The sequence below is a fragment of the Gordonia sp. PvP123 genome, from assembly GCF_040547295.1.
In the GTDB taxonomy this organism is placed as follows: domain Bacteria; phylum Actinomycetota; class Actinomycetes; order Mycobacteriales; family Mycobacteriaceae; genus Gordonia; species Gordonia terrae.
Genome location: NZ_JBEPPN010000007.1, coordinates 111,955 through 128,439, shown reverse-complemented (window position 1 = coordinate 128,439; position 16,485 = coordinate 111,955). Strand labels below are relative to the sequence as shown.

16 protein-coding genes are annotated in these 16,485 nt (G+C 68.6%); 10 read left to right on the top strand and 6 right to left on the bottom strand.

What is annotated here, in order from left to right; genetic code table 11:
• Positions 1–57 precede the first annotated feature (57 nt).
• Complete coding sequence (locus ABIC25_RS15340; protein WP_101819351.1) at positions 58–303, bottom strand: Lrp/AsnC ligand binding domain-containing protein; 246 nt, start codon at positions 301–303, stop codon at positions 58–60.
• Positions 304–442: 139 nt separating this feature from the next.
• On the opposite strand from ABIC25_RS15340, the gene ABIC25_RS15335 reads away from it, so the two are divergent.
• Genes ABIC25_RS15335 through ABIC25_RS15325 form a run of 3 tightly spaced genes read left to right on the top strand, consistent with a single transcriptional unit; the run spans position 443 to position 2,724 of the window.
• The gene (locus ABIC25_RS15335; protein ID WP_354562135.1) at positions 443–1,483 is read left to right on the top strand and encodes a thiamine-phosphate kinase; all 1,041 of its coding nucleotides are present in this window, start codon (positions 443–445) and stop codon (positions 1,481–1,483) included.
• Between the two features lie 9 nt (positions 1,484–1,492).
• On the top strand, positions 1,493–2,014 hold the full coding sequence (locus tag ABIC25_RS15330; RefSeq protein WP_004023095.1) for a gamma carbonic anhydrase family protein: 522 nt from the start codon (positions 1,493–1,495) through the stop codon (positions 2,012–2,014).
• A 26-nt stretch (positions 2,015–2,040) separates the two neighbouring features.
• Positions 2,041–2,724 (top strand): uracil-DNA glycosylase, encoded by a 684-nt coding sequence (locus tag ABIC25_RS15325; protein WP_354562133.1) that lies wholly within the window; start codon positions 2,041–2,043, stop codon positions 2,722–2,724.
• Positions 2,725–2,794: 70 nt separating this feature from the next.
• On the opposite strand, the gene ABIC25_RS15320 is transcribed toward ABIC25_RS15325, so the two are convergent.
• Positions 2,795–3,631, bottom strand: coding sequence for an enoyl-CoA hydratase/isomerase family protein (locus tag ABIC25_RS15320; protein WP_354562131.1), 837 nt, complete (start codon positions 3,629–3,631; stop codon positions 2,795–2,797).
• Positions 3,632–3,740: 109 nt separating this feature from the next.
• Positions 3,741–3,932, bottom strand: coding sequence for a 50S ribosomal protein L28 (gene rpmB, locus ABIC25_RS15315; protein ID WP_004023092.1), 192 nt, complete (start codon positions 3,930–3,932; stop codon positions 3,741–3,743).
• Between the two features lie 283 nt (positions 3,933–4,215).
• On the opposite strand from rpmB, the gene ABIC25_RS15310 reads away from it, so the two are divergent.
• The 3 genes from ABIC25_RS15310 to ABIC25_RS15300 all read left to right on the top strand — a co-directional run bounded on the left by ABIC25_RS15310 (position 4,216) and on the right by ABIC25_RS15300 (position 8,972).
• A complete protein-coding gene (locus tag ABIC25_RS15310) occupies positions 4,216–5,865 on the top strand; it encodes a DAK2 domain-containing protein (RefSeq protein WP_248643043.1) in 1,650 nt (549 codons plus the stop codon).
• Positions 5,862–8,108, top strand: coding sequence for an ATP-dependent DNA helicase RecG (recG, locus tag ABIC25_RS15305; protein ID WP_354562130.1), 2,247 nt, complete (start codon positions 5,862–5,864; stop codon positions 8,106–8,108). Before ABIC25_RS15310 ends, recG begins: the two co-directional genes overlap by 4 nt.
• Positions 8,109–8,183: 75 nt before the next feature.
• Complete coding sequence (locus tag ABIC25_RS15300; RefSeq protein WP_239402511.1) at positions 8,184–8,972, top strand: HNH endonuclease family protein; 789 nt, start codon at positions 8,184–8,186, stop codon at positions 8,970–8,972.
• A 35-nt stretch (positions 8,973–9,007) separates the two neighbouring features.
• Here the strand turns inward: ABIC25_RS15300 and ABIC25_RS15295 are convergent, their stop codons facing one another.
• Genes ABIC25_RS15295 through ABIC25_RS15285 form a run of 3 tightly spaced genes read right to left on the bottom strand, consistent with a single transcriptional unit; the run spans position 9,008 to position 12,269 of the window.
• The gene (locus tag ABIC25_RS15295; RefSeq protein WP_354562129.1) at positions 9,008–9,613 is read right to left on the bottom strand and encodes a mycothiol-dependent nitroreductase Rv2466c family protein; all 606 of its coding nucleotides are present in this window, start codon (positions 9,611–9,613) and stop codon (positions 9,008–9,010) included.
• A gap of 34 nt (positions 9,614–9,647) precedes the next feature.
• Positions 9,648–10,052 (bottom strand): DUF302 domain-containing protein, encoded by a 405-nt coding sequence (locus ABIC25_RS15290; protein WP_004023087.1) that lies wholly within the window; start codon positions 10,050–10,052, stop codon positions 9,648–9,650.
• Positions 10,053–10,109: 57 nt separating this feature from the next.
• The gene (locus ABIC25_RS15285) at positions 10,110–12,269 is read right to left on the bottom strand and encodes an MMPL family transporter (RefSeq protein ID WP_354562128.1); all 2,160 of its coding nucleotides are present in this window, start codon (positions 12,267–12,269) and stop codon (positions 10,110–10,112) included.
• A 150-nt stretch (positions 12,270–12,419) separates the two neighbouring features.
• On the opposite strand from ABIC25_RS15285, the gene ABIC25_RS15280 reads away from it, so the two are divergent.
• The 4 genes from ABIC25_RS15280 to ABIC25_RS15265 all read left to right on the top strand — a co-directional run bounded on the left by ABIC25_RS15280 (position 12,420) and on the right by ABIC25_RS15265 (position 16,452).
• Positions 12,420–12,686, top strand: coding sequence for a metal-sensitive transcriptional regulator (locus ABIC25_RS15280; protein WP_010841296.1), 267 nt, complete (start codon positions 12,420–12,422; stop codon positions 12,684–12,686).
• A gap of 111 nt (positions 12,687–12,797) precedes the next feature.
• The gene (locus ABIC25_RS15275) at positions 12,798–14,111 is read left to right on the top strand and encodes a glutamate-5-semialdehyde dehydrogenase (RefSeq protein ID WP_354562126.1); all 1,314 of its coding nucleotides are present in this window, start codon (positions 12,798–12,800) and stop codon (positions 14,109–14,111) included.
• Complete coding sequence (locus ABIC25_RS15270; protein WP_051987154.1) at positions 14,111–15,055, top strand: AAA family ATPase; 945 nt, start codon at positions 14,111–14,113, stop codon at positions 15,053–15,055. The genes ABIC25_RS15275 and ABIC25_RS15270 overlap by 1 nt, the downstream gene beginning before the upstream one ends.
• A complete protein-coding gene (locus tag ABIC25_RS15265; RefSeq protein ID WP_354562125.1) occupies positions 15,055–16,452 on the top strand; it encodes a vWA domain-containing protein in 1,398 nt (465 codons plus the stop codon). Before ABIC25_RS15270 ends, ABIC25_RS15265 begins: the two co-directional genes overlap by 1 nt.
• Positions 16,453–16,485 lie beyond the last annotated feature (33 nt).

Sequence of the window (16,485 nt, the reverse complement as noted above, 5' to 3'; positions counted from 1 at the left end):
CGGTCGGCCCCGCGCGTGGGGACCTGTCGCGGACGCCGATGGCCTGCGGGTCACCGGTCAGCGCGTCTTCGTGACCACCGGGCAGGTCAGGGTGCGGGTGATGCCGTCGACCTTCTGGATCTGCGGAACGACGTTCTCGGTCAGGTGCGTGGCGTCGGCCGCATCGACCCGGACGATCACGTCATACGGCCCACTGACCTCTTCCGACGAGGCGACGCCGGCGATCTCGGCGATCGTCGCCGCCGCGAGTGCGGCCCTGCCGACCTCGGTCTGGATCAGTATGTATGCCTGGACCACGGGCATCCTCTCCGTCGGGCAGTGTTCGACTCCGGGCAGTCCGGGTCTGCTGCGAACCGGCCGCGCCCGGCGGCCCAATACACTGTGGCACACATTGTCACCGACAACCCCGTGCGTGCGCGACCGGAAGAGGAAAGGCCCACGAGTGACCTTCGAGGAGACCGGTCGCCCCCACCGCCCGATCGACCGGACCGACACGGTCGGTGCGATCGGTGAGCGCGCGGTGATCGCCGCGCTGACCGCGTCCGCGACAACCGGCGAGCCGGCCCACGACATCGTGATCGGATCGGGTGACGACGCAGCCGTTCTCGACATCGGCGGGTCGGCGGTGATCAGCACCGACACCGTCGTCGAGGGCCACCATTTTCGGTTCGACTGGTCGACGCCCGACCAGGTCGGTGCCCGCGCGGTGGTGCAGAGTTCGGCCGATGTCGCCGCGATGGGCGGGCGCACAACGGGTCTCGTCGTATCCATCGCGTGTCCGGCGGAGACGCCGGTCGGCGTGGTCCTCGACCTCAACGACGGGGTGGTGCACGCTGCGCACGAACTGGGTGCGCGAGTGCTGGGCGGCGATCTCGTCGCGGCCGGGCAGGTGGTGGTGAGTGTCACCGCGGTCGGTGCCCTGGAGGGTCGTCGTCCGGTGTCACTCGGTGGCGCTCGTACGGGTGACGTCCTCGCGGTGAGTGGTCCGCTCGGGGCCAGTGCGGCGGGGCTCGCGGTGTTGTCCGATCCGCGTGCGGCCGAGAGCGATTGGCCGGAACTCGTTGCGCTGCATCGCGTGCCGGCTCCCGACCTCGGCCAGGGGCCGGTCGCCGCGGCTGCGGGCGCGCACGCCATGACCGACATCTCCGACGGTCTCGTCGAAGAACTGCTCACGATGTCGAGGGCCGCGGGGCTCGCGATGACCGTGGAGTCCGGTGCCGTGCCGCGACGCCCCGATCTGGTCGATGCGGCCGGTGCGCTCGGGGTGGACGTCGCGCGGTGGCTCCTCGCCGGGGGCGAGGACCATCATCTTCTCGCCTCGTTCGAGGCGGCGGCGGTGCCCCCGGGCTGGACCGTCATCGGCTCGGTCGGTCCGGCGTCGTCATCGGCTCCCGAGGTCTGGGTCGACGACCGGCGCGTCGGCGGGCCCGACGGACCGGACCTGCACGGGTGGCAGTCCTTCGCCGATCCGACACCCCACTAGAGTCGCCTCATGGCGATCTACGCACTCGACGATCGAGAACCGGTCCTGGGACAGGACACCTACGTGCACCCGGATGCGGTGGTGATCGGTGCGGTCACCCTGGGCGATGGCGTGTCGGTGTGGCCGGGCGCGGTCCTGCGGGGTGACTACGGGACCATCACCGTGGGCGCGCGCAGCAACATCCAGGACGGCACCGTCATCCACTGCACGGTCCTCGAACCGACGGTGATCGGCGAGCGATGCGTCGTCGGTCACAACGCGCACATCGAGGGTGCGACGATCGGTGACGATTGCCTCATCGCCTCGGGATCGGTGGTCCTGAACGGGTCGACCGTCGGTGACGGCGCGATCGTGGGCGCCGGCGCGGTGGTGCCGTTCAAGTTCGACGTGCCGCCGCGACGGATGGCGCTCGGTGTGCCGGCACGGCTCCGTGACGGCTACGAGGTTCCCGAGGGGCACACCGACCTGAACTGTGAGATGTACTTCCAGAACGCGCAGCATTACCGCACCGCGCTCAAACGACTGGACTGACGACCGCGCACGACGGAGGCAATCGAGTGACCGCACCACCCAAACCGCTCGCCGAACTGATCGACCCGGGCTGGGCGCAGGCGTTGGCCCCGGTGGAGCCCATCATCACCGAGATGGGCCGGTTCCTGCGTACGGAGATCGCCGAGGGACGCCGCTATCTTCCTGCGGGACAACATGTCCTGCGGGCGTTCACCCGTCCGCTCGAGGACGTACGCGTCCTCATCGTCGGGCAGGATCCGTATCCGACGCCCGGACACGCAGTCGGGCTGAGCTTTTCGGTGGCTCCCGACGTGCGTCCGATCCCGCGCTCGCTGACGAACATCTACACCGAGTACTGCGCGGATCTGGGCTATCCGACACCGACCACCGGTGATCTCACGCCCTGGGCGGACAACGGCGTGCTCCTGCTCAACCGTGTGCTCACGGTGGCCCCGGGGGAGCCTGCCTCGCACCGCGGCAAGGGCTGGGAGGAGGTGACCGAGTGCGCCATCAAGGCACTCGCGGCTCGCGACGAACCACTCGTCGCGATCCTGTGGGGCCGGGACGCCGCGGGTCTGGAGAAGTGGCTTCCCGATGTACCGACCATCATGTCGGCGCACCCCTCGCCGCTGTCCGCCTCGCGCGGGTTCTTCGGCTCACGACCCTTCAGCCGGGCCAACGAGGAATTGCTCGATCTCGGTGCCGAGCCGGTGGACTGGCGCCTGCCCTGACCCTTCGAGGCTCGCTTCGCTCGCACCTCAGGGAGCGGGGCGAGTCTCGCACTCGAGGACGACGACCGCTTCAGCGTCCCTTGCCGAAATCAGGTGCGCGCTTGCCGACGAAGGCGTCGACACCTTCGATGCCCTCGGGCAGCCCCGACCGTTCGGAGATCGAGCGGGCTTCGAGGGCGAGGTGCTCGACCAGCGTGGTGTCCGCGGAGACGGCGAGCAGATGCCTCGTGGCGGCGTCGGCGCCACGAGGGCCGGACGCGATGGTCTCGGCTGCCGTCCGCGCGGCCGTCTCGACCTCGTCGTCGGCGACGATCTCCGACAGCAGCCCCCACTGCAGGGCCTCCTCCGCGGTGATGACGCGGTCGGTCAGGATGATCTGTCGGGCGCGAGCGGCGCCGACCGCGCGCGGGAGTGTCCAGGTGAGTCCACCGTCGGGCGTCAGGCCGATGCCGCGGTAGGCGGGCCGGAGTCTCGTGGACGGGCCGCCGATGGCCACGTCAGCGTGCAGGACCAGCGACATGCCTGCACCCGCTGCCCAACCCTTGGCGGCGACGACGACGGGGCGGTCGGCCTCGTGGAGTGCGCCGACGAGCTGATGGAAGTTGTCCGCGATCTCGCGGAGATAGGTCGGGCGGTCGTCCGCGCCGGCGAAGGCCCGGACGTTCCCGCCTGCGCAGAAGTTCTTGCCCAGCCCGACGAGCAGGACGGCTCCGACGTCCCGACGGCCGCGCGCGACCTCGCGGAGAGCCTGCGTGCCGGCGGCGAGTGCGGCGTCGTCGAGTGAGTTGCCCGCACCCGCGGTCGAGACCGCGACGGTGAGGACGCCGTTGTTCTCGGTCACCAGGGCATCGGAGTTCTCCCCGGCGGCGGAGTCTTCGGCGGGGGTGGCGGGGTTCGGTGAGGCCATGCGCGAAACCCTATCGCGCACACGCCAAAGACCCGACGCCGGGGAGCGTGCGCTCGTGGCATCGGGTCTCGTGCTCTCGGACACCTCACCCGCGGACGGGTGCGGAAGATCAGACAGCTGCGGTCTTGCCGGCCTTCAGGCAGGAGGTGCAGACGTTCTTGCGCTTGCGGTTGCCGGGGGCGACCTCCACGCGAACGGACTGGATGTTCGGGTTCCAGCGTCGGTTGGTACGGCGGTGCGAGTGAGAAACCGACTTGCCGAAGCCCGGGCCCTTGCCGCAAATATCGCAGACGGCAGCCATCGTCGAACTCCCTTGGTAGATGATCATGGTCTGGTGGTCAGCCTCTCGAACCGATCGGCACCACCGGAAGGTGTGCGCGGCCGAGGCGAAAGGCAACCCTGCAAGGATAACCAGGTCGTGGGTACGTGACCAAATCCGGGCCGACTCGCCGTACGCGGACCCGATCGGTCGCGCCGCACGGTCGGACACCCCGAGTAGCCTTGCACACAACCTCACCAGCCGGTCACGTCGCCCGCGAGAGCACTGCCCGTCGCGCGCCGCGTCTGCGAGAAAGAGTTCCCGTGTGATCGCCCGCACCGTCAACCCGCAGTTGCTGCGCGACTGGGCCCGTACCTCGGTCGAGCAGCTCGAGTCGCTGCGCGGCGAGATCAACGACCTCAACGTCTTCCCGATCCCGGATTCGGACACCGGCAGCAACATGCTCTTCACGATGCGTGCGGCGGCCGAGGCGGTCGAGAGGACCCCGCCCGACGCATCCCTGCCCGAGGTGGCGCGCGCGATGGCCGACGGTGCGGTCGCGCAGGCGCGCGGCAACTCGGGGATCATCCTCTCCCAGGTCCTCGTCGGGCTCGCAGACGGTGCCGAGATCCTCGGCGACACGGATGCGCTGACCTTCGCCGAACTGTCGACGCTGGGACTCCGCCTCGGTTCGCTCGCGGCGACCCGCGCGGTGAGCGAACCGCGCGAGGGCACGGTCCTCACCCTGGTACGGGTGGCAGCCGAGGCGGCCGCGGCACACGAGAACGAGTCGCCTGCCGACCAGGTGCGCGCGGTCGCCGACGACTGCGCCGAGGCACTCGAACGCACTCCGGAACAGCTGTCGGTGCTCGCGAACGCCGGCGTGGTGGACGCGGGCGGACGCGGATTCCTCGCGATCGTCGACGCCATGGTCAAGGTGATCACCGGCGTCTCTCACCGTCGGCGCCGTTACCGGGGCATCCTCACCGACAGCACCACCCTCGGACACGGGCCGGACGACACCTGCGTCGACGGCAGCGACCAGGACTTCGAGGTCATGTACCTCCTCGACGGGGCGGCCGGTGAGCAGATCGCCGAACTCCGCGCACGACTCGACGACCTCGGCGACGCGGTGGTGATCGTCGGTGACAGTTCCAGCGGTGAGGGCGAACGGTTCTCGGTGCACGTGCACACCTGCGAGCCGGGTGCGGCGGTGGAGGCCGGCGCGGGCATCGGGCAGCTCTCGGACATCCGGATCAGCTGCTTCGCCCTCGATGCCATTCGAGCGCAGGCGGATTCGGCGGAACCGCCGCCCCGGCACAAGCGTGCTGTCGTGGTCGTCGTGTCCGGTGACGGCGCGGCCGAACTGTTCGGCGAGGCCGGTGCTGTCGTGCTGCGCGCCGACGACGGTCTCTCCGCGCACGAATTGGGGCAGGCGATCCGCGACACCGACAGTGGGCATGTCGTCGTGATGGCCAACGGAGCGCTGACCTCGCAGGACCTCGTCACGGTGGCCACCGAGGTGCGGTCCAACCAGCGTTCGGTGCTCATGCTGCCGACCTCGTCGATGACCCAGTGTCTGGCGGCCCTCGCCGTGCACGATCCGAGTGAGGTGCCCGACGTCGACGCCTACGCGATGGCCGAGGCGGCTGCCGGTGCGCGCTGGGGATCGCTGCAGTCGGCGACGACGAGGATGATGACGCTGGCCGGGATGAGCGATGTCGGCGACGTGCTGGGACTGATCGGCGACGACGTTCTCGTGGTCGCGCCGGATCAGACGTCGGCGTGCACCGCCCTCGTCGACCTCATGCTCTCCACCGGAGGTGAACTCGTGACAGTGCTCGCCGGTGTCGACGTCGACGAGGCCGCCCTCGAGGCCGTGGGCGAGCAGATGCGGCGCAGTTACCCGGGTATCGAACTGGCGGTGTATCGAACCGGGCAGCGCGCCGATCTCATCCAGGTGGGTGTGGAGTGACCGAGCTGGTGCTGTCGGATTCGCTGGCCGACGTCCTGGGGGTCAAGCCCGCCGAACAGCTGGCCACCGTGGGCGTGCACACGGTCGGCGAACTGTTGCGGTACACGCCGCGTCGGTACATCCGACGCGGCCACGTGGCCGACCAGGAACGACCCGAGCCCGGCGAGTGGCTGACGATCGTCGGGCGGATCACCAAGTCCGATCTCATCAAGATGAGAAGCCGCAAAGGGTCTTTCCTCAAGGTGAAGGTGACCGACGACAACGACGTCTACGAGGCCAGCTTCTTCAACGCGTACCGGATCAAGGGATTGTTGCGGCCCGGCGCGCGGGTGATGATGGCCGGCGCGGTCAAGTACTTCCGCGACCAGATCCAGTTGTCCCACCCCGAATGGATGATCCTGCCCGACGGCGACCCGGAGATCGAGGACGTCGTCGGCTCCAAGATGCTGACCGAGATGTACGCGATCGAGGAGCAGGTCACGGGCGAGCGGGGCGAGCACCCGCTGGTCACGATGTTCGACCGGGACATCCTGCCGATGTACCCGGCCAACAAGAACATCCAGACCTGGGACATCCTCGGCGCCCTCCGTCGGGTGTTGAGCGAGAGCGCACCGATCCCTGATGCCCTGACCGAGGCGCAGCGGCGGGCGCGGGGACTCGTGAGCACCGACGAGGCGATCCGCAAGATCCACCTGCCCGATTCCGAGGACGACGTGAAGGTCGCGTCCCATCGGCTGAAGTTCGACGAGGCGCTGGCCATCCAGACCGTGCTGGCGCAGCGTCGACTGGCGGGCCGAAGTGATTCGGCGCCACCGTGCCCGCGGGTGCCCGGCGGTCTCGAGGACAAGTTGCGTGACCGGCTCCCGTTCACGCTGACCGACGGTCAGGTCGAGGTGGGCGAGGAGCTCGCCGAGGATCTGGCCCGCGCGCAGCCGATGTCGCGGCTGCTGCAGGGTGAGGTCGGGTCCGGGAAGACTCTCGTGTCGTTGCTGGCGATGCTGCGGGTCGTCGACAACGGGTTCCAGTGCGCGATCCTGGCGCCGACGGAAGTTCTCGCCGCGCAGCACTATCGGACCATGCGGACGATGCTGGGCGACCTCGCCGAGGCGGGCGAGCTCACCGCGGCCGAAGGTGCGACGCGGATCGCGCTGCTGACAGGGTCGATGAAGACGAAGGGTCGGCGCGAGACGTTGCTCGACGTGGTCACCGGACAGGCGGGCATCGTGATCGGGACGCACGCGCTCCTCGAGGACAAGGTCGAGTTCTTCGACCTCGGACTCGTCGTGATCGACGAGCAGCACCGATTCGGTGTGGAGCAGCGAGACGTGTTGCGCGGCAAGGGACGCAACGGACGCATCCCGCACTTCCTCGTGATGACCGCAACGCCGATCCCGCGAACCGTCGCCATGACCGCGTTCGGCGATCTGGAGACGTCGGTGCTCCGCGAGCTGCCGCGCGGCCGGCAGCCGATCACCACCTCCGTGGTGCCCACGAGCCGGGCTTCGTGGGTCGACCGCGTCTGGTCGCGGGCCAATGAGGAGATCGAGGCGGGTCGCCAGGTCTACGTCGTGTGTTCGCGGATCGGCGACGGTCCCGAGCCCGAACCCGACGGGGACGACGAGAAGGGCCCGAAGACGACGTCGGTGATCGAGCAGTACGAGGCCCTGGTCTCCGGTCCGTTCGCGCATCGCCGAGTGGAGCTGTTGCACGGCCGGTTACCCGCAGACGAGAAGAACGCCGTCATGGACGCTTTCGGCCGGGGCGAGGTCGACGTCCTGGTGTCGACCACCGTCATCGAGGTGGGTGTGGACGTGCCGAACGCGACCACGATGGTCATCGTCGACGCCGATCGCTTCGGCGTGAGCCAGCTGCATCAGTTGCGTGGTCGCGTGGGCCGCGGTCGGCACGCCGGACTGTGCCTGCTCATGACGAACGCCCGTGACACGTCCCCGTCGATGGATCGCCTCCGCGCCGTCGCGGGCTCCAACGACGGATTCGAGCTCGCGCGAGTAGATCTCGAACAGCGACGGGAAGGCGATCTGCTCGGGTCTCTCCAGTCCGGCGTGAACACCTCGTTGCGGTTCCTCTCCCTGCTCGAGGACGTCGAGGTCATCGAGGATGCTCGCGAACTCGCGGAAGACGTCGTGGGCGAGGACATCACCCTGCTCGAACACCGGCCGCTCGCCGACCTCGTCGACGGCATCCTCGTCCCGCACAAGATCGCGTATCTCGACAAGTCCTGACCGACGTTCTGCGGCATTCGCGCGGTACCGGGTTCGTCGCGGAACCGGATGGTCGCCGTATGCGTCTGAGAATGCATGGTGGTGCGCGATGCTCGGCGGCGTTCGCCGACTCTCCGGCGTATGTGCATGCGGTTGCGATGGATGCTCTGGACCCCGCGGGACACACCGTCCTGGCCTGCGCGCCGGTGGGCGATGCTCATCGCTGCCGTCGTCACGGCAGTGGCGGTCGCGGTCGGCGTCGACGGACACCGGGCCGGCCCCGCCATCGGCCCGGGGATACGGACGATGGCCGGCGAGGCGGCGGTATCGCTGGCGGCGATACCGGTCTCGGCCGGACGCACCGATCGCGAGGACTACGACCGGTCGGCGTTCGGCAGTGCCTGGTCCGACGCCGCGTCCGTACCCGGGAGCGGCAACGGATGCGATACGCGCAACGACGTCCTCGCGCGCGATCTGCGCGATGTCAGCGCCGGTCCGGTGTCGAGTTGCCCGCGTGCGGTTCTCGCCGGCGAACTGCGGAGTCCGTACACCGGTGACTTCGTCGTCTTCCGACGGGACCGGAGCGCGTCCGCGGTGCAGATCGACCACATCGTCCCGCTGTCCTATGCATGGGACATGGGCGCATGGTCGTGGACAGCCGCCAGGAGGCTGGACTTCGCCAATGATCCGGCCAATCTCGTTGCGGTCGACGGGCACTCGAATCAGGACAAGAGCGACTCCGAACCGGCCCGCTGGATGCCGCCCGCGACCGGATTCTGGTGTCAGTACGCGATCCAGTTCGTGATGGTCACAGCAGCCTACGGATTGGCCATCGACGAACCGTCGCGGCGCGTCCTTTCGGAGGCTCTGCGGTGCGGGGGATAGTGGGTGACCGCTCTCCCGCCCGCGGCCACCGAGCCTCACGACGAGAAGGTCGGCGGCCCCCCGGTCGGACGCTTGAACTGCGCGAAGGTCGATGCACCGCCGAGTGTGACGAGTGCGGTGAAGAGCGCCTCGGCCTCGTCGCCGGCCGGGACGGCAGAGAGTACGGGACCGAAGAAGTGGCGCCCGTCGATGCCGGTGATGGGGCTGCCGCCGGCCTCGCCCAACGCATCCTGGCCGCGCTGATGCGATGCGCGCAGCGCCTCGTCGAACGATGCGTCATCCATGGCCTCGGCCGGCCCCGGACCAAGCCCCACCTCGGACAGGGTCTCGGCGGCGACCGCGGGGGTCATCTGGTCGCCGCGGTGGTGGAGTCGTCGGCCGATCGCCGAGTACAGGGGCTCGAGCACCTCGGCACCGGACTCCTCGGCGGCGGCGGTCAGCACACGTCCGAGTCGCCGTGAGGTGTCGAGTTGCCGGCGCTGCTCGGCGGAGTCCGGCTCCTGATCCTCGTTCAGGATTGCCAGGCTCATCACGTGCCAGGTGATGGAGGCATGGTGCGCGTCGGCCCGGTCGATGAGCCACCTGGAGGCCGCCCAGGCGAAGGGGCACACGGGGTCGAAGTGAAAGTCGAAGTTGGTCATGAGGACTCCAGGATCTCGAAGTCGGACGGTGTGCTCACCGCTGCGATGACAGGGCATCGATCGCGGCGCCCAACTTCTCCGCGGCGTCGCGCGCGACCGGCTCGAGGTCCGGTTCGTCCGAGACCTGCACCATGAGGTCGGGGTTCATCGCCTCGACGAGGGTCTGGTTCGGATCGTCGGGATCGGACCGGACGACGACGTTGCAGGGCAACAACAACCCGATCTGCCGCTGGACGCCGAGCGCGCGGTGTGCGAGCGGCGGATTGCAGGCGCCCAGGATGAGATACGGCTCCATGTCTTCGTCGAGTTTCGTCTTGAGCGTCGCCTTGACGTCGATCTCGGTGAGGACGCCGAACCCCTGGTCGGCGAGGGCGGCGCGGGTGCGCGCGACGGCCTCCTCGAACGGGAGCTGCAGCGTCGTGGCCAATGCGAGTGACATTGTGATTCCTTTCGTTGTCGACCATTTCGGGTCGATGTGTACCCGTTTCGGGCGAAGTCAATGCGAGAAGGTGATGGCGGGCAGGACTCGACGCAACCAGGACGGCGTCCACCACGCCGCCCGGCCGGTGATGCGCAACAGCGCCGGCAGGAGCGTGAGCCGGATCAGGATGGCGTCGAGCAGGACCGCCACGCCCAGGATGATCCCCATCTCCTTCGGGGGGAGCGGTTCGGCCAGGGCGAAGGTGAAGAACACCGCCACCATGACCGCGGCCGCCGCGAAGATGATGCGGCCGGAATGGGCCATCCCGTCGATCTGGGCCTGCGCCGGGTCGTCGGAGCGCTCGTAATGCTCCTTGGCCGTGGCGAGCAGGAAGACGGTGTAGTCCATCGCGATCGCGAAGATCATGGCGAAGAAGAACACCGGGCCCCATCCGTCGAGGAAGCCCTGCGGGGTGAAACCCAGTAGGTCGGCGAGGTGGCCGTCCTGGAAGACCAGTTTCGCGACGCCGAACGCCGCAGCGGTGGACAGCAGGCTCACCACGGTGCCGATGAGTGCGATCAGCGGTGCTTGCAGTGACGCCAGGAGCAGGAGGAAACCGAGGATGAGGATGACGGAGACGACGAGAGGGAGGTAGTCGTTCAGCGCCTGCTGTAGGTCGAGGTTCTCGGTGGGCGCGCCGCCGACCAGAGCGCCTCCGGGCAATGCGTCACGCAGGTCGCCGACGATCGTGGCCAACTGCTCATCGGACGGATCAACCGCCGGAAGAGCCTGCATGAGAACGTATCCCGAGCCATCCGCGGCCGGCATCGGGGGAGTGACCATCTCGATGCCCGGGGACTGTGCCGCGACCGCGGCGGTCGGCTGCGCCTCGTCGACGGGTGCGACGATCTGCAACATCCCCGGTGCGCCCTCGCCCATCTGCGACTGCACGAGTTCGTAGCCCTGGCGGACGGGGGCATCGGCCGGGACGACATTGATGGAGGGCATCGCGACCTTCAGCCCGAAGACCGGGATCGCGAGAGCGATGAGCACGCCCAGAGAGCCTGCGGCGATCGTCCACGGGTGGCGGTGCAGGAAGCCGCCCCAGCGGGCGAACAACGGAGATCGGTGCTGCTGGCGGCGCGCGTATGGCATCGAGACCGCGTTGACCCCATCGCCGAGCTCGCCCAGTGCGGCGGGCAGCAGTGTCAGGGTGGCGGCCAGGACGAACACGACGGCGAGCATGATGCCCACGGCCATCGTTCGCACCGCGGGTGCGGGAACCAGCAGCACGGCCGACAGGCTCACCAAGACGGTGATGCCGGAGAGCAACACTGCTTTTCCTGAGGTGTCCATGGTCTCGGCGACCGCGGCACGCATGTTGTCGCCGTGGCCGCGGATGGCGTCGCGGAAGCGCGACACGATGAACAGTGCGTAGTCGATGCCCAGGGCGAGGGCGAACATCATGGCGAAGTTGATCGCCCACACCGAGATCGGGGTGACCTGGTTGAGCAGGACGAGTCCGCCCGCGGACGCGACGAGCCCGGCGATGGTCAGCAGCAGGGGGAGCCCGGCCGCGACGAGCGACCCGAACGCGAGAACCATGATCGTCAACGTGACCGGCCAGGAGAACAGTTCGGCCTTGATCATCGCGTCGTGGTTGGCCTTGTTGAAGTCGCTCCACAACGCCGACGCCCCGGTCGGATAGACCTCGACGCCGTCATCGGACAGGTCGGTCAGCTCGTCTTTGTGCTCGTCGACGGCGCGCACCATCTCGTCGGTGTCGGCGGCGGCACCCAAGATGACGATTCCGGTGTGGCCGTCGGGGCTGATCGACATTCCCGGCTGTGGCGGGAGGACCTGCGCGAAGCGGTCATCCGAGGCGGCGATCGCGCTGATCTTCGCGACCACCTCGTCAACCGCGGGACTGTCGACCGTGTCGCGCTCGGAGTGGACGACCACCTGCACCGCAGCCGAGGAGTTTCCGCCGAAGTGCTGCTGGGCCAGCTCGCGGACCTGCACGGACTCCGATCCGTTTGCCTGCCAGCCCGCCCCGGCGAGCGAGGAGAACACCGACGGTGCCGCCGCTCCGAGGATCACCAGCAGGAGGAGCCACACACCGAACACCCACCGCGCGTGCCCGGCCATCGCCGCGCCCCACCGGCCGAGCGGGCCGGGGGAAGTCGCCGGATCAGTGACAACCGCCTCGTCTGACGAGGCGCTGGTCGAAGCCATGATGTTCCTTTCTTGTATACCCCTGGGGGTATCGTCTCTGGCGGCCAACATACCCAAGGGGGTATCGTCCGTCAAGAAATCTGCACGACCGGACACCGGTCGTGCCCGAACCCGGAGGGAGCCTCCATGGCCGTTGACGAGAAGCCGCACATGGCTGTCGGCGAAGAAGCGATGAGCGCAGTGCTCAACCGGCTGCGTCGAGCCCAGGGGCAGCTCGCAGGCGTGATCGCGATGATCGAGGCGGGCCGTGACTGCAAGGATGTCGTCACCCAGCTCGCCGCGGTGTCGCGGGCGCTCGACCGCGCCGGCTTCAAGATCGTGGCGTCGGGAATGCGCCAGTGCATCGAGACCGTTGACGGTGAGCAACCGCCGTTGACCGAGGCCGAACTCGAGAAGCTGTTTCTCGCCCTGGCCTGAGGACGCGGTGCGGGCCTCTCTCGTCGGGTCCCCCGACCGTCGGGGCTACTCTGAGGACGGCACTTTCCCGGGCGTCCCGGCCCGTGAACCACCGCGAAGTCGAGGATGTTGATGAGCGCACCCACCGCAGAACAGTCCGTCGCCGGACGCGGGCCCGGCACCGAGAAGGCCGCCGGCGAGAAGTCGGACATCGAGAAAGCCGTCCTCGGGCTCGCCCGGGCCGCCAAGTCGGCGTCCCGCTCGCTGGGTGGTCTGACGACCGCCGCCAAGAACGAGGTCCTCCTCGCGGCGGCCGACGCCGTCGAGGCAGCAACGGAGACCATCCTCGCCGCCAACGCCGAGGACATCGCCCGTGCCGAAGAAGCCGACATCGAGGTGAGCCTGCTCGACCGCCTGCGGCTCGACGAGTCCCGCGTGGCGGGCATCGCCGACGGACTGCGACAGGTCGCTGTGCTCCCGGACCCGATCGGCGAGGTGGTGGCGGGCAAGACCCTGCCCAACGGTCTTCAGCTCCGCCAGCTCAGAGTCTCCCTCGGCGTCGTGGGAATCGTCTACGAGGCGCGGCCCAATGTCACCGTCGACGCCTTCGGGATCTCCTTCAAATCCGGTAACGCGGTACTCCTGCGCGGCTCGTCGTCGGCGGCGTCGTCGAATGCCGAACTCGTTCGCGTGCTGCGGGAGACCCTGTCGTCCAAGGGGGTCAGCGCGGACGCGGTGTCGCTGCTGCCCAGCGAGGATCGCGCCAGTGTCACCGCGCTCATCCGGGCGCGCGGACTCGTCGACGTGGTCATTCCACGCGGGGGTGCCGGACTCATCGACGCCGTGGTGTCCAACGCGACCGTGCCGACGATCGAGACCGGCGTCGGCAACTGCCATGTCTACGTCCATGCGCTCGCCGACCTCGACGTCGCGGCGCGGGTCATTCTCAACTCCAAGACCCGCAGGCCCAGTGTCTGCAACACCGCCGAGACCGTGCTCATCGACAAGGCCGTTGCCGCCGAGGCGCTTCCGCGCATCACCTCGGTGCTACAGACGCAGGGAGTGGTCATCCACGGCGACGAGCCGGGTATGGAGCCGGCCACCGAGGACGACTGGTCCATGGAGTACCTGTCGATGGACATCGCGATGAAGGTCGTCGACGACCTGGACGCCGCGGTCGCCCACATCGACACCTACGGGACCGGCCACACCGAGGCGATCATCACCACGGACCTGTCGGCCGCCGACGAGTTCACGCGACGCGTGGACGCCGCTGCGGTGATGGTGAACGCCTCCACGGCCTTCACCGACGGCGAGCAGTTCGGCTTCGGTGCCGAGATCGGCATCTCCACTCAGAAACTCCACGCCCGGGGCCCGATGGGTCTCCCGGAACTGACCTCGACCAAATGGGTGGTCTGGGGCAACGGCCACGTGCGGCCCGCCTGATGAGCGCCGACACCCCGGGTACGGGGACCGCTCAGTACACGGGTTCGGGACCGGCCGTCGTGCCGTCGTTCGAGGGGGTCGACGACGTCGTCGGACGTCTGCGGGCCACGGGCTATCTCGCCGACGACGCCACCGCGACGTCGACGTTCCTGGCCGATCGGCTCGGCAAGCCGCTGCTGGTCGAAGGCCCCGCGGGTGTCGGCAAGACCGAATTGGCCCGGTCCATCGCCGCGGCGACGGATGCCGAACTCATTCGGTTGCAGTGCTACGAGGGCATCGACGAGGCCCGAGCACTGTACGAGTGGAACCACGCCAAGCAGATCCTGCACATCCAGGCGACCGGTGACCGTGCGTGGGATGAGGCCAAGGCCGACATCTTCTCCGACGAGTTCCTGCTGCCGCGGCCGCTGCTGAAGGCGATCTCGCGGGAGGGCGCAACCGTGCTCCTCATCGACGAGGTCGACAAGGCCGACGTCGACATGGAAGGCCTGTTGCTGGAAGTGCTCAGCGACTTCGCCATCACCATTCCGGAGATGGGAACCGTTGCTGCGCAACGGCGTCCGATCGTGTTGCTCACGTCCAACGCGACCCGCGAGCTGTCCGAGGCGCTCAAGCGCCGCTGCCTCTACCTCTACATCGACTTCCCGGATGCCGAGCGCGAGAAGGAGATCCTCGCCTCGCGCGTGCCGAACCTGTCGGACTCGCTCAGCGCCGAGCTGGTGCGCATCGTCGGCGTCCTGCGCACTCTGGACATCCGCAAGAAGCCGTCGGTGGCCGAGACCATCGACTGGGCCAACACGCTGCTGGCTCTGGGGGCGGGCGAGAAGGCGACGGCCAAGAGCGGCGGCGGATTCGACGACGGGCTCATCGCTCGAACACTGGGAGTGGTGCTCAAGCACCGCCCGGACCTCAAGACGGCCCTCAAAGAACTCAAGCTGGGCTGATGACGGCTCCGCTCGTCGCGCACCTCACCGATTTCGTCGATGAGCTTCGCCGACGCGGGATCGTGGTCGGGCCGTCGGCGCTGATCGACGCGGCGAGTGCGATGGAGGTCCTCGATCTCCTCGAACGCCCTCGACTGCGGGAGGGTCTGGCGACGACACTGCTCGTCGACCATGCTCATCGCGGGGTGTTCGACCGGGTCTTCGACCTGTGGTTCCCGGTCGGTGCCGGAATGCGCACCGTCACCGAGGATCTCCCGCGTACGCCCGACGGCGAACTCGACGTCGACGCGGTCCGGGACGCGCTGGCGGAGATGCTCGCCGACGACGCCTCGGCCAACGACGGCCGGCTGGACCAGGCCATCGCGATGATCGTCGACGAGCTGGGTCGGTACGGATCGACTCGGGGCGAGGCGTTCTCGGCCTATCAGGCCATCACGGCCGTCAGTCCGCAGACGCTGATCGCCAAGATCGCCGCCGCGATGGCCGGTGATTCGGGCGGCGACGACGGCGGGCGAGCCGGCACCGAGCCGCTGTACCGGCAGGCGGCCCGCCAGAAGGCCAGTGACCTGCGTGCGGCGATCGAGCGGGAGACCCAGCGGCGTATGGCCGACCGCAACGGCCGCGAGAAGGTCGGCGCCTACGCGGTTCCGCCGTTGCCGGAGAACGTCAACTTCCTCTCGGCGGGCGCCAAGGAGCAGGTCGAGATCCGCAAGACCATCGAACCGCTGGCCAGGTTGCTGGCCGCGAAGCTCGAGACCCGGCGTCGTCGGGCACATCGGGGTGCGGTCGATGTCCGGAAGACGTTGCGCGCGTCGATGTCCACCGGCGGCGTGCCCATCGAACTCAGTCACCGCAAGCCGCGGCCCGGGCGCCCCGAACTCATCATCATCTGCGACGTGTCGGGATCGGTCGCCGGATTCAGTCAGTTCACGCTGCGGCTGGTGTACGCACTGCGCCAACAGTTCTCGAAGGTCCGGGTGTTCGCGTTCGTCGACACCGTCGACGAGGTGACGGACTATTTCGACCACGGCGAGGAGGACTTCGGCGCGGCGATGCACCACATGATCTCCACCGCGCGGATCTCCACCCGCGACGGGCACTCCGATTACGGCAACATGCTGGCCGGATTCGTCGCCGACTACGGCGATTCGCTGACCCACCGGGGTGCGCTGCTCATCCTCGGGGACGGCCGGAACAATTATCACGACCCGCATGCCGATGCGCTGGCCGAGCTGGTCGACCGTGCCAGACACGCCTATTGGCTGAATCCGGAGGCCAAGCAGCACTGGGGCACGGGGGACTCGGCCGCGACCGACTACGCCGATGTCATCGACATGTTCGAATGCCGCAACGCCACGCAATTGGGCACGGTCATCGCCGATCTGCTGCCGATCTGACCGGCGCCGCCGTCTCCGATCAGCACCCGACGC

Coding starts and splice junctions, on each gene's coding strand:
- ABIC25_RS15295 (WP_354562129.1), bottom strand. CDS start 9,613: ATGACCAACTTCGACTTTCACTTCGACCCCGTGTGCCCCTTCGCCTGG.
- rpmB (WP_004023092.1), bottom strand. CDS start 3,932: ATGGCTGCCGTCTGCGATATTTGCGGCAAGGGCCCGGGCTTCGGCAAG.
- ABIC25_RS15275 (WP_354562126.1), top strand. CDS start 12,798: ATGAGCGCACCCACCGCAGAACAGTCCGTCGCCGGACGCGGGCCCGGC.
- ABIC25_RS15285 (WP_354562128.1), bottom strand. CDS start 12,269: ATGGCTTCGACCAGCGCCTCGTCAGACGAGGCGGTTGTCACTGATCCG.
- ABIC25_RS15270 (WP_051987154.1), top strand. CDS start 14,111: ATGAGCGCCGACACCCCGGGTACGGGGACCGCTCAGTACACGGGTTCG.
- ABIC25_RS15290 (WP_004023087.1), bottom strand. CDS start 10,052: ATGTCACTCGCATTGGCCACGACGCTGCAGCTCCCGTTCGAGGAGGCC.
- ABIC25_RS15280 (WP_010841296.1), top strand. CDS start 12,420: ATGGCTGTCGGCGAAGAAGCGATGAGCGCAGTGCTCAACCGGCTGCGT.
- ABIC25_RS15330 (WP_004023095.1), top strand. CDS start 1,493: ATGGCGATCTACGCACTCGACGATCGAGAACCGGTCCTGGGACAGGAC.
- ABIC25_RS15320 (WP_354562131.1), bottom strand. CDS start 3,631: ATGGCCTCACCGAACCCCGCCACCCCCGCCGAAGACTCCGCCGCCGGG.
- ABIC25_RS15340 (WP_101819351.1), bottom strand. CDS start 303: ATGCCCGTGGTCCAGGCATACATACTGATCCAGACCGAGGTCGGCAGG.
- ABIC25_RS15265 (WP_354562125.1), top strand. CDS start 15,055: ATGACGGCTCCGCTCGTCGCGCACCTCACCGATTTCGTCGATGAGCTT.
- ABIC25_RS15300 (WP_239402511.1), top strand. CDS start 8,184: ATGGTGGTGCGCGATGCTCGGCGGCGTTCGCCGACTCTCCGGCGTATG.